Source organism: Paraburkholderia phenoliruptrix (assembly GCF_019511605.1).
Classification (GTDB): domain Bacteria; phylum Pseudomonadota; class Gammaproteobacteria; order Burkholderiales; family Burkholderiaceae; genus Paraburkholderia; species Paraburkholderia phenoliruptrix_A.
In genome coordinates this window covers 483,771-509,394 of record NZ_JAEUAV010000002.1, presented here as the reverse complement: position 1 = coordinate 509,394, position 25,624 = coordinate 483,771, and the positions used below count along the sequence as shown (strand labels likewise).

Sequence of the window (25,624 nt, the reverse complement as noted above, 5' to 3'; positions counted from 1 at the left end):
GGGCCGGTGCCCGGCAAATTCGCGCAAGGAAAGCGAACATGCAGCTCTATCCGATTCATCCGAGTTTTACTGCGGGAGCCTCTTTCGAACTTGCAGTGCAGCCGAACCGGCGCTTTAGCATCGCCATTTATCAGCAACAGGACGACGACGCGCTGACCAGTCTGTGTGGCGTCATCGTGACAGGCAAGAACGACGTGAGCGCCAATCTGGTGGACGGCAAGTACGTGTTCGAATCGGCTGGCAATAGCGCGCCGATGCGCTTCGACGAAAACTGGAACTGGCCCACACTCACGCTGCGGCCGAACGCGTCGGGCCTGCACAGCGGCGCATATGTGGCGATTGCGTATGAAGTCGACGCCGCGGGCAAGCCTGCCGATGAACTCGGGCGCGCGTGCGCCGCGCATCTGTCGGTGTTCGCGGCGCAGCCGCACAGCGACAGCATGGCGCTGGTGATCGCCCGTCCGCGCACGCCCACGGCGGCGTTGGCCTACATCATTCCGACTGCAACGTACCACGCGTATAACTCGACCGGCGGCGGGAGCTTCTATGACGACCGCATCCACCGTTATCGCGCGGCAAATCGCGTCAGTTTGCGCCGCCCGGGCGGTGGACTGGGCGCACGTCTCGGTGAGCCGGTAGACCCGTACGACACGCGCTCGATGCGCCAGCAATTCGCCCATTGGGACGCAAAGTTCATACGCTGGCTGCGCAAGGAGCGCATTGCCTGTGACTTCTATACAGACCTGGATCTGCACAACGCGACCACACTCGATCTCACACATTACCGCTGCATGCTGAGCGTCGGTCACCACGAGTACTGGAGCGAGGAGATGCGCGCACATGTCGCGTATTTCGTCACCCAGGGCGGCAGCGTCGCGGTTTTCAGCGGCAATACGTGCTACCGGCCTATCCGGTTTATCGGCTCGGAGCCCGGCCAGCCGACCGAAATGCGCAAGCTCGCCGAAAACTGGGACGTACTGAAGGAACAGATTGACCTGGACCCGCGCGTAAGCGGCAATGAAAGCAATCTGATAGGACTGACTTATAAGCACGGCGGCGGCCACTGGGGCACGTGGTCGCGCTGGCGCAGACGCTGGGTCAAGTGCGAGCGTCAGGCCATCGGTTTCACCGTCAAACAACCGGAACATTGGGTTTTCGCCGGTACTCAATTGCAAAAAGGCCAGACATTCGGCGCGGAAGACAGGCTCGTCGGCTATGAGGCCGACGGCATTCCACCCGACTGGCCCGACGATGCATTCGAAACGCTGGCGGTCACAGATCAGCTTACTGGATGGGAAATGGGCGGTGCAGGCGCGATCGGTATATTTCGTCCGCTGTTGCGCGACGGCCGACGCAGTGCCGGAGAAGTGTTCAACGTAGGCACGACCGACTGGGCACGGGCACTAGGCGACAGCGCGGCGAAGTGCCACAGCGTGGTCGAGCAGATCACCCGTAACGTGCTGCGCAAATACACCGGTACTGAAGAGACAAGCGCATTGCAGCAGAGCTACGCGCGGCAAGAAACAGCCGATGCCGCCGGAGAGGTCGCACTGCACACCGATGCTGGATGACAGGTCCGCTGTGAGGTGATGAAAGCACTGACGGTTGCGCGCACGCCGATGTCGCATTCGCAGAATAAGCCAATTCCGCGAATGCGAATAACTGTCTATTACGTTACTTCGTATTACTACGTATATCTTTCCATGTAAGGCGCATAGCGAGCGAGTACTGCCGAAGTTCCTGCCGACAAAGCGCCTTTTTTCAAGGTACTTAAGCTGAGTTTCCGGCGGCCCGTGGCATGCGCTCGTTCATCGCACGGCATGTCATAACGCACGTCTGCGTTGTCAGCCAAGGTTGGCCGGTGAAGGCTGAATTTAGGTGAGCACGCAACTAGCCTTACAGCTATCCTTCCATTCAAAACAAAGCGAAGAAAGATTGCGTAAGTATTGTACTTGCCGACGCCCTCTTCGCTCCTGCCCGATAAAAAGCACTGTCATACCTGACCGGCATTCAGGCAATAACGCACGACACTCTGAACACCAGGAGACAGCATGAATAAACTCGGTCCGGCTAGTTGCCTCCTACCAACGGATAAAGCAGCACAAGTACATCGTCTAATTAATACGAATGTACACATTGATATCGTTTCGAGCCGCGAGCTTCAATCCGGCGAAAACGAATTGCGTCCTGAACGACTTGCTGCCGCAAACGCTGCGTCCATTCATCGCGCGCGCAAAGGCGCTGACAAGCTGCAGATGCTGATTGCGCCGGATACGGATGCAACGCTCGCTTCCATTGTCAGGTCGAGTCTGGATTGTCAAGACCTGATTGCTCCGGTATGGATCGTAGACCACACAGATCACGGCGCTGTCATTGCACGGCCTGCCGAAATACGTATCACGTTTCTTCCGCACGCAACTCACGCAAATCCGGCAACGCCGGGCAAGCCGCAGATGGAAGGCGACAGGATGCACGCCTGCGCTCAATGGCTCACTGAGAACTGCGAACACGACATTTCCATCGCCGACGTGGCCCAGAACGCGGCGATGAGCGAGCGGACTTTCCTGCGCCGCTTCCGGCGGCAGCTCGGCACCACGCCTTCCGAGTACTTGCTGAAAGCCCGCCTCGAACGTTCCTGCCGGCTGCTCGCCGAATCGGATCTTCCCGTCGACAAGATCGCCCGGCGCAGCGGCATGGGCAACGGATCGCAGCTCGCGAAGCTATTTCGCAAGCGCTTTGGGGTCTCGCCAACTGAGTACCGGCGCCGCGGCCGCACAGGTTCTGCCTGAGTGAGAGCGACATGGAGGAAGGTCCGCTGCGCGGTCATTGGCGAAACTTGCCACCGGCGTCGCGTGGCGAAAGGTTCTGGTTCACCCCGATACTCATTGTCTTTGCAACTTTTTATGTGCTGGCCGTATTCATCGTCTTTGTTTTCGTGGCGATTGCATTGATCCCTGTGCGGACTTTCGCCGCGATCGCTGCCCGTGTCGGGGCGGCAATGCGGCCCGAGATGAGGGCCGTAATGAGAGCCGTCATCAAGGCCGCCAAGCGGCGCGGATAACTGCGTTCGAAGCGAGCCGCGCATTGGCGAAGCACGACAAGCAATTGGCGGCTGAGCCGCCGATCAGCAGCACATCCGCAGAAACGGCCGTTATTACAATTCACTGTCCCCCGTGTTTTAGCTCGTTTAATAAATATATTGGGAGCCCTAATCGTGATGGATCTCGTCGAACTTTCCAGGCCGCTCGTCAACGAGAAACCCGACTGTCTGGCACCGTCGATGCACATAGGTCTTCTCGTTTCGCAGAACTTTTTCACCGCAAGCGCAGGTGCGATTGGCGACGCTTTCCGCCTCGCCAATCTGGCTGAGGTGCACCGTGGCGAGGGTGCTCCGTACCGCCTCACCGTATTGTCCGAAGAAGGAGGCCTTGTTACCAGCTCGTGCGGTATTTCGATCGTCACCGAGCAGTTGAGGCGCTACAGCGTGAGCGACTTTCACGCGTTGTTCGTGGCGTGCCGCGACGCCTCCGTAGTCACCGAACCGAACAACCGCCTCTATTCATGGATTACGCGCCAGGGCGCCGTTGCATCGCTGCGCATTACGCAGGGCTCGAAGCTTGCGCTGGTTTATAAAAACGCCTCACGGCTCGCAGTGCCGGTCTTTCTATTCGACGACAATCCCGCGACGTCCCGCACAAGCGGTGCTGCCCCGGCCGAGCTGGCCCTTTCGCAGGTCGAGCGCGACCTGGGTCCGCGCATAGCCCGAAAGGTGGCTGTGGATCTGCAGACGAATACGCTCAAGCATACGAGGCCGCGTGAAGGCGACGCGAAGTCGCTGACTACCACGAACAAGGTTCGCGAGTCGGCTCGCTGGATACAGGAGAACTACAGCAAGCCTATTTCCATTGCGCAGGCAGCGGAATCCGCGGCAATGAGCAAGCGCAATTTCCGCCGCCGTTTCAAGCAGGAATTCGGCATGACTCCGTTGGAGTACCTGCTGCGCACGCGCTTCGACGTGGTTCGAACCATGTTGAGTTCTACCAATATCCCGGTCGGAAAAATTGCGCGGCGATGCGGCATGGGCGACGGCAACCGCCTTGGCCGTCTTTTCAAGGAACGCTACGGCATGTCGCCCACCGAATTCCGCGCACAGAGGCATTTGAGCCTGTAGAGCGGCTTACGCATGACTAAAGCCACCATCGCACCAGGCGTATTTCCATGACCACTCCGATTCGCAAGACGCTGTTGTATCTGATCCTGATTCAGGGCGGCAATTACGTCGTGCCGTTGTTGATGTTGCCGTATCTGGGGCATGTACTCGGCGCGAGAGAGTTCGGAGTGTTGGCCTATTGTCAGGCTGTCGCGCAATACATGGTGTTGCTGACCGACTACGGCTTCAATTTCACCGCAACGCGGCATGTGTCGGTCGCGCGCGGCGATCCGCAAGGGCTCGCCGAGGTCTGTACCAGTACCTCGGCTGCGCGGCTGATACTGGTGGGCGTGGCCCTCGTTCTGATCGTTGCGGGCGTGGTGTTCGTGCCGGACCTGCGTGAGCATGCCGATGTACTCGCCGCGCTATTCATCGGTATTGTTGCCAACGCGGTTACGCCCGTGTGGCTTTTTCAGGGCCTCGAACGCATGCGGGCGCTGGTATTGCCGACTTTCGTTTCGCGGCTTCTCTGTCTTGCATTCGTCTATCTGGCAGTCAAGGGGCCGGGCGATGCCGCACTCGCCGCCCTTGGCGTCAGTCTCGGCAATGTACTGCTCGCGATCTGCGCGCTGTGGATCCTGTATCGCAACCGGTGGGTGAAACTTGTCGGCGTCTCCACGAAAAAGATTGTCGAGGCGCTGAAAGACGGCTTTCCGTTGTTCCTCTCTTTTGTATTGATCAGCTTTTATGTGAACTTCAACTCGATCCTGCTCAACTACTTTCACGGGGCGGAGGTGGTGGGTCAGTTCGCGATGGCGGACAAGATTCGTGTGGCCGCGCAGGCCATGTTCATGGTGATCAGTCAGGCTTTCTATCCGCGCATCAGTCAGTATCACGCAACCGATCCGCAAGCCGCGCAGCGGCTCATGCGCATGGCGATGCTGGCCGTGTTCTCCACGTCCGTGAGTCTCTTTATCGGCATCGAGCTACTGGCGGCATGGGGTATCGAAACCTGGGTCGGCCCGCAATTTCACGCCTCGATTCCTCTTCTGAGACTCGAAGCGGTGCTGCCGCCAATCATCAGCGTAGCCGTCGTATTCGGCGACCTGGGGCTGCTTGCTCAGGGCCGTGCCCGTTCACTGACCAATGTGTTTCTCGCCGCGACGGTTCTGCATCTTCTCTATGTCGTTCCGCTCACGCGCTACGGCGGCGCGAAGGGGACGATCGCCGCCGTGATCCTGACCGAAACGGTCGGTGCGGCGGCCTTCACCTGGCTGTATTTTCGCGGCGTTGCGCCAGTTTCGCGGCGCACGTCGCGCATCTCCGTTGCGTCGCCGGCGGCTCAGGAAGCACGCGGCGCGGATGCCGGTTGAGTTCCGGTTCCTGCTTACCAATCCATCGAGGTGCCCTATGCCTGCTTTTTCCATCATCGTACCGGCCTACAACGTGGAGCACTATCTCGACGAGGCGCTTGCCAGCGTCGCAGGTCAGTCCTTCACGGATTTCGAGGCGATCATCGTGGATGACGGCTCCACGGACGGCACGGCCGCGATTGCGCAGCGCTATTGCGAAAACGACTCGCGATTCAGATACGTGTATCAGCCGAACCGGGGACAATCCGCGGCGCGCAATCTGGGCACCTCGCTGACAACAGGCTCGTACGTGTACTACATGGACAGCGACGACCTGATCGACAGCGACACGTTGAGTGTCTGCCACCGGGAATTCAGCAATCCCGAGATCGATGCCGTGATGTTCGAAGCGGCGGTCTTCCCGAATGACGCCCCAATGTACAAGCAGGAGGTAAACGGATACCGGCGGCCGCTGGGAACCGCGACGTTATGGTCGGACGAGTTCGTGGTCGAGTCGCTCAGACAGGGACGGTACTTCGTTTCGCCGTGCTGCTTCGTCACGCGACGTTCTGCCATTGGCGATCTGCGTTTCGTGGAAGGCATCGTCTACGAGGACAATCATTTTTTCGCGGCGTTGCTGCTGCAGCAAAGAATCAAGCTCGCCGTGCTGAATCAGGCGTTGTTCAAGAGACGCCTGCGCATGGACTCGACGATGTTCACCACCAAGACGCTGCACCACTACAACAGCATGTACCGGCTGCTTCACGAGATCTCGCAACTGTCTTTCATCGCGCTCGAATCACCGGTGCGCGCGCAGATCAAGCAGGAGATCATCGGCAAGACGCTCGGCGACCTGCATTTCGCAAGCGCGCTCGTCGGACCCGATCTGAAGCTGCGCAGCATGAACGTCGCCGCGACGTGGTACGTCGCCACGCATATCTCGCCGCGGCTTTTTTCGTTCAAGCGTCTGTTGCTCGCACTCGTGCCGGAACTGTATCGACTCAAGCCCGAGATGTGAACGAGCCTTCAAGGGCAAGCTGAGAAGGCGCGACATGCGTCGCGCCGCTTCTGCCTGCACCTCGTGCGTCACCACTTCCACTGCGCGCCGGCCGTCGCCTCATAGTTCCGTGTATGCGAACCCGCTTGCGCACCCAGTTTCGCGTACACGGTGGTGCGCGCATTGGCATGCCAGTTCGCGCCAATCGCTAGACGTCCGGCGTCGCGATCCGACGGCGTACCGAATACCTGATACGTCTGCAACGGTGCATCGGCGAAGGCCGCGCTCACCGACTGCGCTGTGCTGCCGAAGCGGTGCTCCCACGCCAGCTCCGTCTGCCAGTCGAGCGGATGACCGAACAAGGTGCCGAGCCCTTTGAGAAAACGCAGCCCCAGCACGCTCGATAGCGCATTGCTGTTGGTCGACGCGTAGTCCAGATTGAACGCGCCGCCGCCATGCTCGCCAAAGCCCTGCTGCATGTAATGGCCGGCACGCATGCCCGCATACGGCTGCAAGGTGCCGATTGCGGACGTCAAATTGAATCCGCTCTCCACGTACATCGCCACGCTCGAGGTGTGAAACGAAGCCTCAGGCGAGCCCGCTATCGCGCCCACACGCGCAGAACGTTTGAGTGCGTTGTCCCAGTAGCCAACGCCTGCAAGGCCGCTCACATACAAGGCCGTGCCCGCGGGCATGTACGAGCCGTACAGCAACGCCTGCGCACCGTCGACCCGTGCATTCGCGTCACGGCTCGAAAACTGCACGGTGTCGTCGTTGATCGCGAGCGCACCACCAATTCGCACCGTGTGGGTCACCGCGCGGTCGTAGCCGAGCGTCAGATTCGCCGACTGGTCTTCGTAGGCGCTGCTGCCAATGCTGTCGTCGCCGGACACATGCGTGCGCTGATAATTGCCGCTGGCCCACAGATCGTTGCGCGTCGCGGCAGACGCGGTGGTCGCGAGGCGCTGCGCAACGACGTCCTGCGTCGCGCTCGTGCGGTGCTGGGCGACCTGCTGGAAAATCGCCGCTTCGTCGCCGGATAGCTGGCTGAGCGCACCGGACGCCTCTCTCTTCGACGCGCTCAGAAGTGCCGTGGTAAGCGCGTCGCCGCCGGCGTTATAGACGCGAGTCAACGCGTTGGCAACGTTCGCCTGATTGCGCGTCGTGGCTGCAATGGCGAACCCAGTAGGCACTGCGGGCGCTGCGGGCGCTCCGGGCGTGGTGGGCGTGGTGGGTGGCGTGGTGAAATCGGTCGACGGGTTCAGGGTGAGCGTAACCGCGCCTGCCGAGTAGTTGACTGATGGCGTCAGGTAGGCGAAGTCCGCATTCACCGCGGTGAACGCGCCGCTTTGCGTACCCGTGTAGGTGATGATTCGGTATGCCGTTCCAGCCGAATACGAACCGGCGCCTGCGGTGACTGCAAGCGTGCTACCGGCCGCGATGACGAGGTTGCCAACCACGGCGGTGACGCCGCTCAGGCCCGCCGCGTTGACGGTCACGGCGTACAAGGAGCCGCTGCCAAAAGTGAGCGTGCCGTTCACCGTGAGTCCCGTACCGAACGTACGGGCAACGAGCGTGCTGCCGCTCGCGAGGGTGAGGTCCGAGGCAATCGTGCCGCTACCCGTTACCACCGCGCCGCTACCGACGCTCAGGTTGGCCGCTGTGCCGTCGACGATAACCGTGCCGGAGGAAACCGTCGTGCCGCTCGCGTAGCCGCCGGCAAGAATGTTTTCGACGCCGCCGTTCGCGACCACCGTGGTGAACGCCGAGCCGCCGGAGAGCACGGTTTGCGTGCCGCCGCTCACCATGGTATCGATCGCCGAGCCAGCGGAATCGACGGTCTGAACGCCGCCCGCTTTGACCAGCGTGCCCGACGCGTAGCCGCCGAATGCCACTTCCTGGATCCCGCCGCTGTTGACCGTCGTGCTATAGGCGTAGCCTTCGATCACGCCATCCACGTATTGCAGGCCCCCGCTGTTGACCGTGGTCGCATAAGCGACGCCCCCGCCAAGGATGGACTGCGTGCCGCCGCTGTTGATCGTCGTGCCCGACGCAGTTCCCCCCGACGACAGCGTTTCGCCGCCGCCCGAGTTCACGACCGTACCGCTCGTCGCGCCGCCAGAGGACACGGTGAGCGCGCCTCCGTCGAGAATCGTTGCTATCGCAACGCCTGCCGCGCCTACCCGTTGCGCGCCGCCCGAGGTCACGTGTGTGTTGTGGGCGGTGCCCGACGTCACGGACTGCACGCCCCCTGCGGAAATCGTGACGCCGGTGGCCGTACCGCCGGAAATGACGTTCTGTGTGCCGCCCGAGAGAATGCGGGCATCCACGATCGTCGCGCCTGAGATGACATCCTGCACGCCGCCGCTGCTGACAACCGTCGAGATCGCCGTGCCGCCCGATGCGACCTGCTGCGTGCCGCCGCCGTTGACGACTGTCGAGCTCGCCGTGCCGCCCGATGCGACCTGCTGCGTGCCGCCGCTGTTGACGACCGTCGAAATCGCCGTGCCGCCTGATGCGACTTGCTGCGTGCCGCCGCCGTTGACAACCGTCGAGCTCGCCGTGCCGCCCGATGCGACCTGCTGCGTGCCGCCGCTGTTGATAACCGTCGAGCTCGCCGTGCCGCCCGATGCGACCTGCTGCGTGCCGCCGCTGTTGATAACCGTCGAGCTCGCCGTGCCGCCAGCCGCGACCGCCTGAGCGCCGCCGCTGTTGACGGTGGCGCCGAGCGCTGAGCCACCCGCAAGCACGCTCTGCGTGCCACTCGAGTTGAGCGTGGTGCTGCTTGCCACTCCGCCTGACGAAACGAGCTCCCTGCCGCCGCTGTTGACGATCGTGTCGATGGACGAAGCACCGCCCAGCACGGTAAGAACGCCGCCGTTTTCCAGCAGCGCATGCGTCGCGGTGTTGTTCGCGATTGAGAACGCTCCAGACGCGTTCGTGCCGGACACGATCGTGTCAGACGTGTCCGCGATCAGCGCGCCGCCCTGCGCGATGGAAAGATTAGCGCCGCCGAGCGCCGTCGGATGCGCGAGGCTACCGCCGCTCGCGACACTTATGGAACCGCCAGAAACGACAACACTGCCGCTCGCGGCGCCCCCGAGCAAGACCGCTTGCGATCCGGCATTGGTGATGGTCGTGCCGTTCGCCAATCCATATACCAGTTGCCGGCCTCCCGAAGTCACGAACGTGTCGAGCGAACTGCCGCCTGCCGATACCGTTTCGGTACCACCGCTGCTCACTTTCGTGTCGACCGAGCCGCCGCCGTTGAGCACGCTCAAACTGCCGCCATTCTCGAGCAATACGGAGTGCGCTGTATTGTTAGCGATCGAGAACGTGCCGGACGCGTTGGTGCCGGACACGATCGTGTCCGAAGTACTGGCGACCAGCGCGCCGCCTGCCGCGATTGTTGCGCTGCCTCCGGCCGTCACGTTCAGCGCCGATATCGCGCCGCCGCTCGATACGACCACGCTGCCACCGGAAGAAACCCGTGTGTCGGTAGCGTGAGCGCCGTTCAGCACGTTCTGCGTGGCGCCGCTGCTGACGAACGTCAACGACGCGGACGCCCCGCCCGAGACGTTCTGCACGCCGCCGAGCAGCAAGGTTGCATAGGCGGTTCCACCGGACATTACGTTCTGCGTGCCGCCCGTGAGGACCTCTGTATAAACCGATGCGCTGCCACCGCTGAAAACGTTCTGGGTACCGCCGTCATAGACAAAGGTGTTCGTAGCGAGGCCGCCGCTCTGGATGTTTTCCACCCCGCCCGAGTGGACGTACGACTGGTCTGCCAGTCCGCCGGACAGCACGTTCTGTTCTCCACCGCTATTGATGGACGTGTAGGTTGCCGAGCCACCTGCGAGTACATCCAGCTTACCGCCGCTCTCCAGAAGCACATTGAACGCGGAATTGCCCGAGATCGAGAAGGAGCCTCCTGAGTTAGTGCCTGACACCGTGGCGGACGTGTTCGTCACGAGTATTCCGCCGCTGCCTATGGCGACGCCGACAGCGGTTCCTCCCGCCGATACGGCGAGCTCGCCGCCGCTGCTCACCGTGAAGGCGTAATGAGTCGAGGTCGGCGCCGTGTCCGAGGCCCATCCACCGCTCGAGACGACCAGCATGCCGCCACCATCGACAGTCGTGCCCGCCGCGCTACCGCCGGCCTCGACGTACATCGCGTCGCCGGCTGACAAGGTCATGCCTACATACGCCGAACCTGCCGGAACGGTAATCACATTGGCATGGGCGCTGCCCGGAACAACAGACGGAGCCACCATGCCCACGCAGTAGAGACCCCATTGAACGAGATTCCAGGCCAGCTTCGACAGCCTTGCACTCGAGTATCCAAAACGATGCACGCCGTATTTACGGCGATATGTTAACGGCTTCATTACGACCCCCGATGTTCCCTTGTTATTGTTTCGCTTGTTCAGCTTGTTTCAGTTGTGCATCCGTTCAGCGCATACAGCGGTTCAGTGCCCTGCACCCCCCGCAGCCTGTGCGGCGAACGCCGGTATCCGCCGGATCGCCTGCTTGACCTGCTCTGTCGTAATGAGCCGCGTACATTCGAATTGGCGCGGCGTGCCGGCATGACGCGGGCACCACAGGAAATCCTTGTGATCGAACCGCACGCGTACGTCGTTCCAGCAGCTGTTGCAGGTGTGAAAGTTGATTACGCGGTACGGCGTCGCAAACTCGTTGGTTGGGTGGGTGAAACCGCTGATCATGACAACCGGCGTGCCCACTGCCCAGGCAAGCCATGACAGCCCGCTCGACAGTCCAACGAAAAATTCCGCGTGTCTGAGCCAGCGCGCGCGCTCGGTGAGCGGCCGGTCTCCCGTGTGATCCTCGGCGCCGTGAGGAATGTGATTCCAGACCATTCCTGCGCCATGCGTGGCCTTCTGGTCGATGCAAATGACGCGGTAACCATGCTCCTTCAGGAACGCGACCAGTTCGCGCCAACCCGGCGGATGGTTCCAGTACTTGCATTGGGTCGAGCTTTGCACCGCGACGCAAACGTATTTTTCAGCGATGGGACGGCTTTCCGTATCGGGAGAGCCGATCTTTGGCGGCTCTTCGGCCGGGTCCACCCCGAGAATGTAGCCGGCGGTGCGATGCAGCCCGACGATCTGAAAGTCGGTCGGCTGATGAACATTCGCTTCGTCGCCGAAAAAGAGTCCGACTCGATAGCTTGCGTAATAGCGCCCGGGCTCGACCTCTTCTGGAGTGACGAATTCGATGTCCGGGTAACAGTCCCGAAACAGCGGAATCAGCAGCGGCCCCATCGAGCACGTGAGTTTGCACTTATGCTGCCGCTGGAATTTCACCGCATACGGAAACCAGCCGATGATGTCGCCGAGCGTGCCAACCGGAAACTCGATTAATACGGGTTTATTCGTTGCGTCGAAACGATGCTCGAAAACCCGTTTGCCGTTTGCTTCCACTTCGATTGAAAACGGCACGAAGTATTTTTTACTGCTTGCCACGGTGCCCGCTTCGATCGTGGTTTCGAACAGCACATTGCCTGTCGAAAAATCCGCGAGCCTGACATGCCACGTGGTTTCCGCAGCCTTGGGCAAAACAATCCGGCAGCCGTCGTTGAAATCGAACCGCACGCCAAGCGGTGCGGTTTGCGTGGGCAACGGCGCCGCTGCGCGAAACGGCGGCTTGCGCGTGTCGGCGGGGTCGCCCGCCGCGCGCGCGCCGCTTCCCGACGCATCAGGCGCGGCAGCATTGGCCGCGGTGGTCTCCGCTGCGGCAGGCGCGTTTGCGGCACTCGCATCGACGGTGGCAAGCTCTCTGGTCATCATTATTGGAAAAATGTGCGTTTCAGGTGCGGAGCGCCAAATCTATGACCAGCACGGACCTCGATTTGGAAACCTGTCGAGTTACTCCCGTTTAAAAGCCAATGCTAAGCGCCCGCTGAATATATCAAATCAGTTTAACGGCGTCTTGATAAATCTTTGCATTTTCGGAAGCGATACATCGACGCGCGCTCAAGGTGTCATGCGCCAAATCGGCTGAAAAACCGGACGTTCCATCGGTAACACGAAAAATGCCGACTAGTATTTTGCGTGTAGATCAGCCACCGTCCACGTGGTTCGGGTCCGACTGCGGGCGCTGGTGAATCCGCGATTCCGATGCAGGAGGACATATGGCACGCTCGTCAGTCCGTCATTCCATACAACCCGCGCTGATACGGCGACAGCGCTGGCCCCGCAAGCTGCCCCTCGCGATTGTTTCGATCGCGGGGTTGTCGTGCGCACACGCTGCGATGGCAGGCGGCGCTCTTCCGCAGGGCGGTCACTATGTGGCTGGGGCGGGAACAATCGCGGTCCAGGGAAACACGCTTTCAGTGACGCAGCCCGGTTCGACGCGCGGCGTGATCGACTGGACCGGCTTTTCTATCGGCAAGGGCAACAGCGTCACATTCGCAAACGGTACGGGCGCCACGCTCAACCGCGTGACGGGCGGCTCGCCTTCGGCCATTCTCGGCAGCCTGAGTGCAACCGGCAGTGTGTACCTGATCAATCCACAAGGTATCCTGGTGGGTCCGGCAGGCGTCGTGAGCACCGGCGGCCGCTTCGTTGCTTCCACCCTCGATCTGCCGAACGACGCGTTCATGAACGGTGGGACGCTCACGCTCACCGGCACGTCGAATGGCAAAGTGGTGAATCTCGGCAAAATCGGCTCGAGCGGCGCTGACGTGTTCCTCATCTCGCGCAACGAAGTAGTGAATGCAGGCTCCGTCAGTGCGCCGAACGGGACGGCCGAATACGTCGCCGGCCAGGAAGTCGTGTTGTACGAATCGTCGGGCAGCAAGCAGGCATTCGTGCAGATCGGCAGCAAAGGCAACGTGTCCGATCGCGGCATCACAGAAGCCGCGCAAATCAATCTGCAAGCGGCCGACGGCAACATCTACGCGCTCGCCGGCAGCGGTGAGCGGATTCGCGCGACCGGCACGGCGATGCGCGACGGTCATATCTGGCTGGTCGCCGACAGCGGCCACGTCACGCAACAAGGCACGCTCAACGCAACCAATGCAGACGGCAGCGGCGGCACCGTCGACACACTCGCGAACTCGCTGACGTTAAAGAAAGACGCTGCTGTACAAGCGGGACTATGGAGCGTTTCGACGCCTGACTTCACCGTCGATCACGCTACGGCGGCCGCCTTCGCGCGCAGCCTGAACGCCGGCACGTCGATCAACGCAATTGCGACCGGCGGGCACGGCACGGCCGGTGAGATGACGGTGGCGTCGAACCTCAACTGGAGCGGTCCGGCGTCGTTAGCGCTGGTTGCTTCGCGCAACGTGAGGATCGCCCCGGCCAGGACGCTTAGGAACACCGGCAGCGGCAACCTCGTGTTGCGAGCAGACGCCGCAGGCATCGACAACGGCGGCAGCGTGCTGAACCGCGGCACCATCGACTGGTCGGGCAGCACCGGCACCGTCACTGCGCTATACGACATGAACGGCAGCTACAGTCCGGGGACGATCCGCACGAACAGCGCGTGGGCCGCGTCGCCGTTCAGCGCGCTGGTGACCCAGGCGACCGGTTACAAGCTGGTCAACACCTTGACCGATCTGCAAAACATTTCTGTCGATCTCGCCGGCAACTACGCCTTGGGAAAAGATGTCGACGCCACCCTTCCCGATGGCGTACACAACACGGCGATCGGCGGGGTCCTCGCACCCTTCACGGGGCAGTTCGACGGCTTCGGACACACGCTCTCGAACGTCAGCCTCAGCACTTCGTTCTCGCCGGGCCCGCCGCCGGCAGGCCACGACGCGCACGGCCTGTTCGCCGTAATCGGCAGCGGTGGCGTCGTGCGCAACGTGACCGTGCAAGGCACGCTGAGAGACTTCGGAAGTTATGGGGGTTTTGGACTGCTCGCCGGCGTCAACGAGGGCACCATTGCCAACGCGCACACGAGCGGGCGCGTGGATGTCTCGGCCGGCGGCAGCGCAAGCGCAAGCTCCGGCGGACTGGTCGGGTGGAACAACGGCACGATTGTCCGGTCGTCCAGCGACGCAGCCGTCAGGAGCGAGGGTGGAGCCGGTGGCCTTGTCGGCTCAAACGGCGGGACGATACAGCAATCATTCGCCGCGGGCGACGTCATCGCTTTCGCGCATACCGGCGGCGGCGGCGGACTGGCGGCCACCAACACCGGACTGATCAGTCAGTCATATGCAACAGGTGCGGTTCAGTTCGCGCCAAATTACTGCGGCGGCTACGGCTCGACGTGTCTGTCGGGCGCGGCGGCAGGCCTCGTGCTGCGCAACACCGGAACTATCGAAGAATCCTTCTCCACCAGCCCGCTGACCAACCGCTATGGACCGGCGGGCGGGCCGCCGACGGTCGGCGTCGCCGACGTCAACAACGGAACCGTTGCGAGCAACGTCTACTGGAACAAGGAGACGACGGGGACAAGCATCGGCGTCAATACAGGCACACCGGTGCCCGCCGCGAATGGTCTCACCACTGCGCAGATGGCGACCCCGGCGTCTTTCGCCGGCTACGACTTCAGCCCGGATGGTGTCTGGGCATTGCCGGCGGGCGCGACACATCCAGTTTTGCGCTGGCAACTCGCGCCTTAAAGCGTTCCATCGCGGCCGTCTGCCGGTTATCCCACGCGCGCTGCTGGTCGTCGCCTATCCGCTGCGCGATGTGGCCCGCAACGGCCGTGCACCGTGCAGTTCAGGGCGCTATCCGGAGCCCGAGTGGCGCGAAGCGCTCGATCTGGTTGTTGCGCACACTGCCCCCTTCTCGGGACACGCGCTCCATGTGCGGTTGGATGCGGCACTGGTCGCTAACCTGCTGACGCGCTCCCACGAAACCGGCTTCAGCCTCGCGCAGCGGTGTGGTGTGCGGTGTACATCGCAATACGGTTGCGGAACATACGTCGATACTCGAAGCGGCCTTGAGGGGCACGCGTCAGAAAAACGAGTGCACTGGAGAGCGCCTTCGCGCGCGTCGATGTGCTGTTACGCGAGGCGAGCATCGTTAGCGACCAAACACAGCCGCAGGCCGCCTGGCCTTGTAGGGCTGCGCGCTTGCGCGTGCGCCGGACATTGCCGTCGCAGTGGAACGCAACAAGGTCTTCGAGGATGGCGATACGGGGAACACAACCTATGCGGGAAGCCCATCCAGCGGGCGCCCTTTTGGAAGCGCAATTTCCGCGCCGCAACGGCGAGGAGATGCAGCGACATCTATCAGCCACTCCTACTATTTTGCCGCCTCGGGTCGCAATGGAACGTACGCATGACGTGCGGCGCGAACTGCGTGCTGGTTGTCCGCTGCCCAGCGCATCATTCCCTTGACGGGCACCAGCAGCGAATGTCCGAGTCCGGTTAGCGTGTATTCGACATGCGGAGGTATCGTCGGAAACGTTCTCCGCGATACAAGTCCGTCCTCTTCTAGCCGTCGCAAGGTCTGGGCAAGCATGCGAGGTGATATGTCGTCGATGCGCTTTTTCAGTTCGCCAAAGCGAAGGGTCGTTTCCTCGAGTTCGTGCAGTACCAGGACAGTCCAACGGTCACCAAGGCGGTCAAGCACATCGCGTATCGGACACGCTTCCGTGTTCGGATTAGCTGCTTTAGTCGTTGTCATCTTTGTCATACCTCGTTGGAGTGAATCACGGTTACTTCGTTGATACCAAGTAACCATTTGCTCCTCTCTTGTGCATTCGAACTGTGTCGATACGATATCAGAAGCAAGTTCCCGTTCGATATTAACTTCGAGGATAGAGTATGACCAACGAATCACAACCTCAACTGCTCGTTACAGGTGCATCCGGCCAACTAGGACGACGCGTCATCTTTCACTTGATTCACACCTTCAACGTGAAACCGGATCGGGTGATTGCGGCAACTCGCAAGCCGGACGCGCTTGCCGATCTGGCCGAACAAGGTGTCGTGGTGAGGTCGGCGGACTTCAACGATCCAGCGTCGCTAGAAAGCGCGTTTACCGGTGCGAGCCGCATGCTGCTCATCAGTACCGACGCGCTGGATGTACCTGGCCGGCGCCTTGCGCAACATAAACGTGCTGTTGAGGCGGCCATTAAAGCTGACGTCGACCACATCGTATATACATCGATGCCCAAGCCAGAACTGGGCTCACCGATCCCGTTTGCGCCCGACCATTACAGTACGGAGCAGGATCTCGCATCCAGTGGCCTCGGATGGACGGTGCTACGGAACAACTGGTACTCGGAGAACCTTTTTGCAAGCATTCCGCGGGCGCTATCTACTGGGAAGTGGTACACATCGGCGGGCGAAGGACGAGTTGCCTATGTGACGCGCGAAGACTGCGCGCGTTCGGCAGCAGCAGTTCTCGCTTCAAATTCACGTGACAACGCACGATACGACCTCACCGGCCCGGAGGCTCTTGGCGTGACAGATGTCGCGAAAATTGCTGGCGACCTGGCCGGAGTACCGATTGAGGTGGTGCACGTTTCAGATCAACAACTGGCGGCCGGCCTGTCCGCCGCCGGCGTACCTGCACCGTTTGTGTCGTTGCTGATAGCCTTCGACGCCAACACGCGTGCAAACAACGTTAGCGCGGTCAGCGACACCGTATTCCGACTGACCGGGCGCGCGCCGACAACTGTTACTGAGTTCTTGCGCGAGAATTTGCAGGCTTTGAACATTAAATAAGTCTGTAAATGCAGTGTGGTGCGGTCAGCAGACGGGGGCGCACCCCTATCAGGGAGCGTCGATGTACCGTCTCGTCCTGTCTATGTATATCGCCGAGAAAACTGATTATGAAGAGAAGCGTGTGGGCCCTGATGATCGTAGCGAGTCTTTCTTTAGAAATCCGTACGGTTTTCGCTGAGGACATGGCCACCAACAGCCAGGACCACCTGGCTGCGAATCCGAAGAAGAAAGAATCTGTTGGTGTATGTGACCACCCGAACCGGACGGGGATGAGCTGCGGTACCCATATTGGAAACAGCGACTCAGATCTCGAAGATAAGAATCGGGCGATCGTGCGTTATGCACGTGGTCATTGAGTCGAGCTCGGGTGACGCCTTACGGCGGGACCAATCCACCGTGCCAGTCAGTCACTCGAAGCCTCGCGCAATCAGGGCTTGACTCGTGTCTCTCGTGTCTCGCGTTCATAACGCTCGTATGCCAGCGCCTTTCTCCGCTCGCCATGCTTTAGTCGCAGCGTAGTCGTGCGAGCGCGTGCCCCCTCGGTTGCGATCCGTCTGTACCTGCCTGCCTAGCAGCTCTGACCCGTGATGTCGCCATAGGCACTCATAAAAACGTCCACGGCCCGGTTGACGACTTGCGTAATGTTGCGTGTCGAGGTGTCGACCGGCGCGCCCAGAAGACACAATTCAGCCAGCTCGGCCTCGAGCAGCGCGCGCAGATGCGCCGTCGCGACCGTGATATTGCATTTGCGCAGTCGTCCTGCTTCATACGATTGCTGCAGGAAACTCGTAACCATCTGCCAGCCGACTTTCGGTCCACGTTCGTAAAACAGCATGCCCACATGCGAACGGCCGCCTTCATGAATGGCGAGGCGGCGTATCGCGAGCAACTGAGGCTTGAGGATGGCGATCAGATAGTGCTTGCCGAAACCTGTCAGCGCTTCGTGGAGCGGCACCGATGTCTTGAGCAGCGCGAACGCTCCTTTAATTTCCTGCGCGGCGCACTCGTTCATCACTTCAAAGAACATCTCTTCCTTCGACTCGAAGTAGCCGTACAGCGTCGCCTTCGACCCGCCAGCCCGCGTCGCGATCTCGGACATCGACGCCTGCTCGAAGCCTGCTTCAATGAATACTTCATACGCGGCCTCGACGATCGCCTGCCGCTTCTCTTCCGTTCTCTTTCTCATTCCCGAGGCTTCCCTGTGCTTTTCCGGGCGGTTCACGAAACACGTCCGTGCGTGATGTTACCAAAGGCCGCTGCCATGTCTCACCCGCAAAACTGAACCGGTCGATTTATTTACGTTGACATGTCGAGACTCTCATAACTAAACTGTACGGTATTGTTAATAGCGAATCAACGACATCGTGAAAGAAGCCGCAGTAAGCGTGAAGCGGGCGCGTTCGGTACGAACGGCGAAGCCGGCCATGAGGTTTGCCACGGCGTTTGCCGTCACCATGCTGGCCAGCGCTTGCGCGCAATTTCCAGACATGCCGCAAAAGCCGTCGCCGAAGGACGTGAGCAGCTACGAAACCACACACAGTTTCAGCACGGAAGCGCAAGCGCAACCGACGTGGCCCACGCAACAGTGGTGGCTGCGTTACAACGATCCGCAGTTGAACGCGCTGATCGCGGAGGCATTGAAGGGTGAGCCGACCTTGGCGAGCGCGCAAGCGCGTCTACACAATGCTGAAGCATCGGCTCAGCAAGCGGGCGCCACGCTGTTGCCTGAAATCAACGCGCAAGGTTCGGTCGAAAAGGAAAAGCAGAGCTACAACAACGGCTTCCCGCCTGCACTGGTGCCGCACGGATGGCGTCCGTACGGCACCGCCGAACTCAATTTCAGCTATGAGATCGACTTCTGGGGCAAGAACCGCGCGTCGCTTGCGGCTGCCACGTCGGAGCTCGAAGCGGCGCGCGCCGATGTTGCCCAGGCTCGTATGGTGCTGGCGGCGTCGATTGCCGACGCGTATGCGGATCTCGCGCGTCAGTTCGCTGAACGCGACAGCGCGGAAGCCGCGGTCAAAGTCCGCACGCAGTCCGCGCAACTGTTCGCCGAACGTTTCACCAACGGGCTGGAGACGCAAGCCGGCGTCAAGCAGGCCGAATCGAGGCTGCAAAGCGCGCGTGCCGACCTCTTCGAACTCGACGAAGCGATCGCGCTTACCCGCAACCGGATTGCTGCGCTGATGGGCGAAGGTCCCGATCGTGGCCTCGGCATCGGCCGCCCGGCTGTGGATCTGACGCAGCCAGTCGCCATGCCCGCCGGCCTGGCGCTCGGCCTGCTGGGCCGCCGTCCCGATGTCGTGATTGCACGCCTGCGCGCGGAAGCGGCGAGCAAGCGGATCGACGTCGCCAAGGCCGGCTTCTATCCGAACGTGAATCTCTCCGCAATGATCGGCTTCCAGTCGCTCGGATTGAACATGCTGACGCGGGCGGGTTCGGCGGTCGGGAATGTCGGTCCCGCCATCACGCTGCCGATCTTCAACGGTGGCCGGTTGCGCGGCCAGTTGCGCGGCGCGCGCGCGACCTACGACGAGGCCGTCGCCAACTACGACGAAACGCTGACCAAGGCGCTGCACGACGTCGCCGATGTCGCCGTCAGCAAACGCGCGCTCACCGACCGCTTGCAGGCGACGCAGGCGTCGTATGACGCAGCCGCGCAGTCGCACCGGGTCGCGCTCGAGCGCTATCAGGGCGGTCTGTCCGGCTATCTCGACGTGCTGAGCGCCGCCGACACGCTGGTGAGCGCGCAGCGCCAGCTTGCCGACATGCGCTCGCGCACCTTCACGCTCGACGTCTCGCTTATACGCGCGCTGGGTGGCGGTTATGAGGCCAATGCGCCGGTCAATGAGCCGGCCGCCACGCCGCCCGCAGCAGCAGCAGCAGCAGCAGCGAACCCGAACAATCAAAGCTGATCCCGAGGACCAGAACATGTCTGAAAGCCATTCTCCCGTCGCCGATGCGCCATCCGTTCCGGCCGCCGAACATTCCACCTACGCGGGCAGCAAGACGGCGACGCCCGCCGCTCCCGTCGCCCGCCGCCAGAAACTGTTCGGCTTGCTGGGTGCAGTCATCGTGCTGGCCGGTGTTGCTTACGGGGGTTACTGGTACTTCATCGGCTCGCGTTACGTGTCGACCGACAACGCTTACACCGCTGCCGAAATCGCGTCGATCACGCCGTCGGTTAGCGGCATCGTGCGAAGCGTCGCCGCGGTCGATACGCAGCACGTCCGTATGGGCGACGTGCTCGTCGTGATCGACGACACCGATGCGAAGCTCGCGCTCGAGCAGGCGGAAGCCGAAGTGGGACGCGCCGAGCGCCGCGTGCGCGGCTACCTCGCGACCGACGCCGGCCTCGCCGCCCAGGTGGACGCGCGCGCCGCCGACGAGGCGCGCATGAACGCGCAGATTGCGTCGGCCAAGGCCGACTTCGACCGCGCGGCGATCGACCTGAAGCGCCGCGAAGCGCTCGCGCATTCAGGCTCGGTTTCGGGTGAGGAACTCAGCAACGCACAGACGTCGTTCGCGAGCGCCCAGGCGGCATTGATGGCGGCCCGCGCCGCGGCATTACAGGCGCAGGCGAGCCGTGCGGCGGCCGTCGGTTCACAGGACGCCAACAAGGTGCTGTTCGTCGACACTACTGTCGACACCAATCCCGAAGTGCGGCTCGCGCGCGCAAAGCGGGATCAGGCGCGCGTCGATCTCGAACGCACGGTGTTGCGCGCGCCCGTCGACGGCGTCGTTGCGCGCCGCCAGGTGCAGGTGGGTCAGCGGGTCGAGCCGGGCGCGTCGCTGCTGTCCGTCGTGCCGGTTGATTCGCTGCACGTCGATGCGAATTTCAAGGAAGTCCAGCTCGACAAGGTGCGGATCGGCCAGCCGGTGGAGCTGACGTCCGACCTGTACGGCAGCAAGGTTGTCTATCACGGCAAGGTCGCGGGACTGGCGGGCGGCGCGGGCTCGGCGTTCGCGATGATCCCGGCGCAGAACGCGACGGGCAACTGGATCAAGGTGGTCCAGCGCCTCCCTGTGCGGGTCGCCATCGATCCGGCCGATCTTCGCGCGCATCCGCTCGGCGTCGGCCTGTCGATGGAAGCGACCGTCGATACGCGCAACGGCGGCGACGCCACGCCCGCAAACTGAGGCCGTGCCCACCATGTCTTCCTCTCCAACGCGGGACATCCCGTTGCCGCCGCTGAGCGGCGGCATGCTGATCGGCGCAGCGCTGCTGCTGGCCGCGGCCAACTTCGTCGCGGTGCTGGACACGACGATCGCCAACGTTTCGGTGCCGACCATCGCCGGCGCAATGGGCGCGTCGTCCAGCCAGGGCACTTACGTCATTACCTCTTACGCGGTGGCCGAAGCGATCACCGTGCCGTTGACCGGCTGGCTGGCCGGCCGCTTCGGCACGGTGCGCGTGTTCATCGCGTCGCTGATCATGTTCGGCGTATGTTCGGCGCTGTGCGGGATGGCGACGTCGCTCGAAATGCTGGTGCTGTTCCGCGTGTTTCAGGGTCTCGCAGGCGGGCCGTTGATGCCGCTGTCGCAAACACTGCTGCTGCGCATTTTCCCGAAAGAGAAAGCGGCCGCGGCGATCGGCTTGTGGAGCATGACGACGCTGGTCGCGCCGGTAATGGGCCCGATCCTCGGCGGCGTGATCTGCGACCGGCTGCACTGGGCGTACATCTTCTACATCAACGTGCCCGTCGCGTTGATCTGCGGGTATCTCGGATGGCGTTTGTTGAAGCGCTACGAGACGGGCCTGATGCGCCTTCCCATCGACGCCGTAGGTCTCGCGCTGCTGGTCGTATGGGTCGGCGCGCTGCAGATCATGCTCGACGAAGGCAAGGACAACGACTGGTTCGCATCGACGGAAATCCGCGTGCTCGGAATCATCGCGGCGATCGGCTTTGCGTCGTTCCTGATCTGGGAGCTGACGGAACGTCATCCCGTGGTCGACTTGCGGGTGTTCCGTCATCGCGGCTTCAGCGCGAGCGTGGTCACGATTACGCTTGCGTTCGGCGCGTTTTTTGGCGCGACCGTGCTGACGCCGTTATGGCTGCAGAACTACATGGGCTACACGGCGACGTGGGCAGGCTGCGCGACGGCGATGACGGGCATTCTCGCCGTGATCTCGGCGCCGCTCGCGGCCAACCTGTCATCCAGGTTCGACGGCCGCTGGCTGGTGTTCGCAGGGGTGATGTGGCTCGGCGCGATCACGCTGTTGCGAACGCATGCGAACACCGACATGACGTTCTGGCAGGTGGCGTTTCCGCTGCTGCTGCAAGGCGTCGGCTTGCCGTTCTTCTTCGTGCCACTCACGGGTCTCGCGCTTAGCAGCGTCGATGAGCCCGAAACGGCATCGGCGGCGGGGCTCATGAATTTCTGCCGGACCTTCGGCGGCGCGATTGCTACGTCGCTGGTCAATACAGGTTGGGAAGACCGGACCAAGTATGACCGCGCGGAACTGTCCGGACTCGTCGATCAGGCCGGCCACTTCTCGACCATGCTGAAGAGTTCCGGCTTTAGCGCGAGTCAGGCCCAGGCGCAAATCAGCGACATCTTGCAGTCGCAAGCCGTGATGCTCGCGACCAACCAGCTCTTCACGATGGCAGGCGCATGTTTCATTTTCGCCGCGCTGGCGGTCTGGCTGGCGCCGAAACCGACGCGGGTCGCGGACACATCGCAGGCGCACTGAAACCGCATGCGTGCTTCGTGCGTGCTTCGTCTTCGCGCGGAATTCGCGAACTGTAATCAACACGGAACCGTTATGTCCAACGCAACACGCATTGTCATCGTCGGTGGTGGGATTGCCGGCATTCTGCTCGCCACGCGGCTCGGCAATCACTTTGCACATTCGCACGAGGCGTCGGTGACGCTGATCGACAGCAGCCCCACGCACATCTGGAAGCCGATGCTGCATACCATCGCGGCCGGCACGCGCGATGTGAAGCAACAGCAGGTGAGCTACCTCGCGCATGCGAGCGCGCACCGCTTCGCCTGGCAGGCAGGCGAGATGTGCGGACTGGACCGGCAGCGCAAGGAAGTCCTGCTCAACGAAGTGAGGACGCCCGAAGGCGAGTTGGTGCTGGAGGCGCGAACGGTTCCATACGACGTGCTGGTGCTCTCTCTGGGAAGCAGGGCAAACGACTTCGGTGTGCCCGGCGTCAGGCAGCAGTGTCATTTCATCGACAGCCAGCAGCAGGCCGAAGCCTTCAACAGCGTGTTGCGCGCGCGCATGCTGCGCGCGGTGGTGCGAGACGAACGACTGCGCGTCGCGATTGTCGGCGCCGGCGCGACGGGCGTCGAGCTGGCCGCCGAGTTGAGCCGCGTGCTCGAAATCGCGCAAGGCTACGGCGATCCCACGCTGCGCAGCCGCCTGAGTCTCACGCTGCTCGAAAGCGGCCCGCGCGTGCTCGCCTCGTTTCCACCGGCGATTTCGGCATCGACCCAGCAGCAACTCGAACATATCGGCTTTCGCGTGCTGACCTCGGCGCGCGTCACAGCGGCGCAGCAGGACGGCTTCCGGCACGGCGAAAACCTGCTGGCGAAGGCGGATCTCATGGTATGGGCCGCGGGCGTCAAGGCGCCGGACTTCATGCGCGAGCTGGCCGGGCTGGAAACCAACCGCTCGAATCAGATCTTGATCGACGCAACGCTTCAGTCGACTCGCGATGAACGCGTGTTCGCCGTTGGCGATTGCGCGAGCTTGACGCCGGCGAACCACGAACGGCCGTTGCCGCCCACCGCGCAAGTTGCCACGCAGCAAGCGGAGCATCTGGCCCGCCACCTGCCCGGGTGGCTCGCCGGTGTGCCGATGCCCGCATTCGCGTTTCGCGACTTCGGCTCGCTCGTGTCGCTGAGCGACTACGGCGCGTTCGGCACACTCGGACGGTTTGGCTTCTTCCCCGGCGGCTTCATCCGCGGGCGGTTCGCGCAACTGAGCCACGCGATGCTTTATCGACGTCATCAGCAGGCGCTTCACGGTTTCGGCAGAGCGGGGCTGATGTGGACCGCCGAGAAGATCAACGGGCTGGTCCAGCCGAAGATCAGGCTGAGTTGACGACGCATCGCCCGCTTTAGCGCAGCGGCCCCCATGCCGCGATTCCAGACGGACCAGCCATGATGAACGACGACGACGCAGGACATTCCCGCGCAATGTGGAATGAAATGACCGTGCTCCACACGAGCGTGTGCGCGATTCGCAAGGCGCAGGGCAAACGCAACCCGTCCGACTGCGAAGCGGACACCGCCGAATACGAAAAGGTGGTGAACGAGTACGTGGACGATCTCGAATGCGCGATGCGCATTGCGTGGTGGGACAACTGGGTCAACAACCTGCAGCGCTGACGGCCGATCATAGGGGCATTGGACTGATGGCTGCTGCGGCATCGTCAGGTTCTTTCTATCACCGTACAGTTATGGATCTCTTTCGCGCCATGCAGGTGTTCACCCAGGTCGCCGAGTGCCGGAGCTTCTCGCAGACGGCAGAGCGGCTCAGCACGTCGACGTCAGTCGTCACGCGCCATGTGTCGTGTCTGGAAAAACATCTTGGCATCCGCCTTTTTCAGCGCACCACCCGCAAAGTCGTGCTGACCCAGGCGGGCGCCGAGTATGCCGACGGCTGCCGCGACCTCCTGAGGCAACTCGAAGCAGTCGAATCCCGCGCGACGACGGAGCAAACGGAACTGAGCGGTGAAATCCGCATCGTTGCATTGGGCAGCTTTTCGCTCGTGCAGCTCACGCCGCTTTTCGCGGACTACCAGGCAAGGTTTCCGCGCGTGAACCTCAACGTCACGCTGACCGAGCGCCGCGTCGACCTGCTCGAGGGCGGCTTCGAAGTCGGGATCGTGAGTGAGCACATGGTCCGCTCCGAAACATTGATCTTGCGCAGGCTGATCAGTTCGTTCTGCATTCCGGTAGCGTCGCCCGATTATCTTGCACTGGCTGGCCACCCGAAAACGCCTGCGGACCTGAAGACATGCAGGGTGATTTCTGTACCCACCGACACTGCTCAGCAAGCGTGGGTCTTCGTCGACCGTGAGGGGAAGCAAGAAAGCGTAACCGTTCAACCCTCGATGACCGTCAACAGCGTCGTGATGCAAATGCAGTTGGCGCTCAACGGCATGGGCGTCGCGCTGCTGCCTAACGAGCTGGTTGCGGATGCGCTGCGCGCGAGGACGCTGGTCCATGTCCTCGACGCGTATTCGCTACTCAACGCGGACGTGGCCGTTTCGCTCGTCTATCCGAGCCGGGACTTTGTATCTCGCAAGGTAAGGGCGTTCATCAATCTTGCGGTGAACCATTTCAGTTGACGTGCCGGTGTGGGAACCGGACGAAAGGCCCTCTACCCGTTCGCGGACGGTTTGGCACGGAGGAGTTTGCCGCTACGACCGACCGGCTGCTGGCGGAATCGGAACGTCCCCAAAAAAAACTTTGACAAACCATCTTTAGATATATATCTTACGACACAT

General features: G+C 62.0%; 19 protein-coding genes. 15 read left to right on the top strand and 4 right to left on the bottom strand.

Annotated features, from left to right (window positions below):
* Positions 1-38: 38 nt before the first annotated feature.
* The 6 genes from JNB89_RS05980 to JNB89_RS05955 all read left to right on the top strand — a co-directional run bounded on the left by JNB89_RS05980 (position 39) and on the right by JNB89_RS05955 (position 6,520).
* A complete protein-coding gene (locus tag JNB89_RS05980; protein ID WP_220361609.1) occupies positions 39-1,571 on the top strand; it encodes a N,N-dimethylformamidase beta subunit family domain-containing protein in 1,533 nt (510 codons plus the stop codon).
* Between the two features lie 480 nt (positions 1,572-2,051).
* Entirely contained in the window at positions 2,052-2,789 is a 738-nt protein-coding gene (locus JNB89_RS05975) for a helix-turn-helix domain-containing protein (protein ID WP_135895771.1), read from the top strand.
* Between the two features lie 11 nt (positions 2,790-2,800).
* On the top strand, positions 2,801-3,061 hold the full coding sequence (locus JNB89_RS05970) for a hypothetical protein (protein ID WP_220361608.1): 261 nt from the start codon (positions 2,801-2,803) through the stop codon (positions 3,059-3,061).
* A 156-nt stretch (positions 3,062-3,217) separates the two neighbouring features.
* Positions 3,218-4,171 carry a GlxA family transcriptional regulator gene (locus JNB89_RS05965; RefSeq protein ID WP_013343040.1) on the top strand — a complete coding sequence of 318 codons (954 nt, stop codon included), beginning with the start codon at positions 3,218-3,220 and terminating at the stop codon, positions 4,169-4,171.
* A 47-nt stretch (positions 4,172-4,218) separates the two neighbouring features.
* Positions 4,219-5,523, top strand: coding sequence for a flippase (locus JNB89_RS05960; RefSeq protein WP_220361607.1), 1,305 nt, complete (start codon positions 4,219-4,221; stop codon positions 5,521-5,523).
* A 37-nt stretch (positions 5,524-5,560) separates the two neighbouring features.
* Positions 5,561-6,520, top strand: a complete 960-nt coding sequence (locus JNB89_RS05955; RefSeq protein WP_135895768.1) for a glycosyltransferase family 2 protein — start codon at positions 5,561-5,563, stop codon at positions 6,518-6,520.
* A gap of 68 nt (positions 6,521-6,588) precedes the next feature.
* Here the strand turns inward: JNB89_RS05955 and JNB89_RS05950 are convergent, their stop codons facing one another.
* Together JNB89_RS05950 and JNB89_RS05945 are read right to left on the bottom strand one after the other, a co-directional pair.
* Positions 6,589-10,887 (bottom strand): AIDA repeat-containing protein, encoded by a 4,299-nt coding sequence (locus JNB89_RS05950; protein ID WP_220361606.1) that lies wholly within the window; start codon positions 10,885-10,887, stop codon positions 6,589-6,591.
* An 81-nt stretch (positions 10,888-10,968) separates the two neighbouring features.
* Positions 10,969-12,303 (bottom strand): autotransporter strand-loop-strand O-heptosyltransferase, encoded by a 1,335-nt coding sequence (locus JNB89_RS05945; RefSeq protein ID WP_220361661.1) that lies wholly within the window; start codon positions 12,301-12,303, stop codon positions 10,969-10,971.
* Between the two features lie 347 nt (positions 12,304-12,650).
* Here JNB89_RS05945 and JNB89_RS05940 point away from each other — a divergent pair, with 347 nt between their 5' ends.
* Positions 12,651-15,095 carry a filamentous hemagglutinin N-terminal domain-containing protein gene (locus JNB89_RS05940; RefSeq protein ID WP_220361605.1) on the top strand — a complete coding sequence of 815 codons (2,445 nt, stop codon included), beginning with the start codon at positions 12,651-12,653 and terminating at the stop codon, positions 15,093-15,095.
* A gap of 628 nt (positions 15,096-15,723) precedes the next feature.
* Here JNB89_RS05940 and JNB89_RS05935 read toward each other — a convergent pair.
* Positions 15,724-16,107, bottom strand: coding sequence for a winged helix-turn-helix transcriptional regulator (locus JNB89_RS05935; RefSeq protein WP_013343034.1), 384 nt, complete (start codon positions 16,105-16,107; stop codon positions 15,724-15,726).
* A gap of 140 nt (positions 16,108-16,247) precedes the next feature.
* Between JNB89_RS05935 and JNB89_RS05930 the strand changes: the two genes are divergently transcribed.
* Entirely contained in the window at positions 16,248-17,153 is a 906-nt protein-coding gene (locus JNB89_RS05930; RefSeq protein ID WP_220361604.1) for an SDR family oxidoreductase, read from the top strand.
* A 119-nt stretch (positions 17,154-17,272) separates the two neighbouring features.
* On the top strand, positions 17,273-17,509 hold the full coding sequence (locus JNB89_RS05925) for a hypothetical protein (RefSeq protein ID WP_220361603.1): 237 nt from the start codon (positions 17,273-17,275) through the stop codon (positions 17,507-17,509).
* A 212-nt stretch (positions 17,510-17,721) separates the two neighbouring features.
* On the opposite strand, the gene JNB89_RS05920 is transcribed toward JNB89_RS05925, so the two are convergent.
* Positions 17,722-18,339: a TetR/AcrR family transcriptional regulator gene (locus JNB89_RS05920; RefSeq protein WP_220361660.1), complete on the bottom strand. Its 618-nt coding sequence runs from the start codon at positions 18,337-18,339 to the stop codon at positions 17,722-17,724.
* A gap of 238 nt (positions 18,340-18,577) precedes the next feature.
* Between JNB89_RS05920 and JNB89_RS05915 the strand changes: the two genes are divergently transcribed.
* From JNB89_RS05915 to JNB89_RS05890, 6 genes are all read left to right on the top strand, one after another.
* A complete protein-coding gene (locus JNB89_RS05915; RefSeq protein ID WP_220361602.1) occupies positions 18,578-20,068 on the top strand; it encodes an efflux transporter outer membrane subunit in 1,491 nt (496 codons plus the stop codon).
* 16 nt (positions 20,069-20,084) lie between these two features.
* Positions 20,085-21,293 (top strand): HlyD family secretion protein, encoded by a 1,209-nt coding sequence (locus JNB89_RS05910; RefSeq protein WP_220361601.1) that lies wholly within the window; start codon positions 20,085-20,087, stop codon positions 21,291-21,293.
* 13 nt (positions 21,294-21,306) lie between these two features.
* Complete coding sequence (locus JNB89_RS05905) at positions 21,307-22,848, top strand: DHA2 family efflux MFS transporter permease subunit (RefSeq protein WP_276572769.1); 1,542 nt, start codon at positions 21,307-21,309, stop codon at positions 22,846-22,848.
* A 72-nt stretch (positions 22,849-22,920) separates the two neighbouring features.
* The gene (locus tag JNB89_RS05900; RefSeq protein ID WP_220361600.1) at positions 22,921-24,213 is read left to right on the top strand and encodes an NAD(P)/FAD-dependent oxidoreductase; all 1,293 of its coding nucleotides are present in this window, start codon (positions 22,921-22,923) and stop codon (positions 24,211-24,213) included.
* 59 nt (positions 24,214-24,272) lie between these two features.
* Complete coding sequence (locus JNB89_RS05895; RefSeq protein ID WP_135895757.1) at positions 24,273-24,500, top strand: hypothetical protein; 228 nt, start codon at positions 24,273-24,275, stop codon at positions 24,498-24,500.
* Positions 24,501-24,571: 71 nt separating this feature from the next.
* Complete coding sequence (locus tag JNB89_RS05890) at positions 24,572-25,465, top strand: LysR family transcriptional regulator (protein ID WP_220361599.1); 894 nt, start codon at positions 24,572-24,574, stop codon at positions 25,463-25,465.
* The last annotated feature ends 159 nt before the right edge of the window (positions 25,466-25,624 follow it).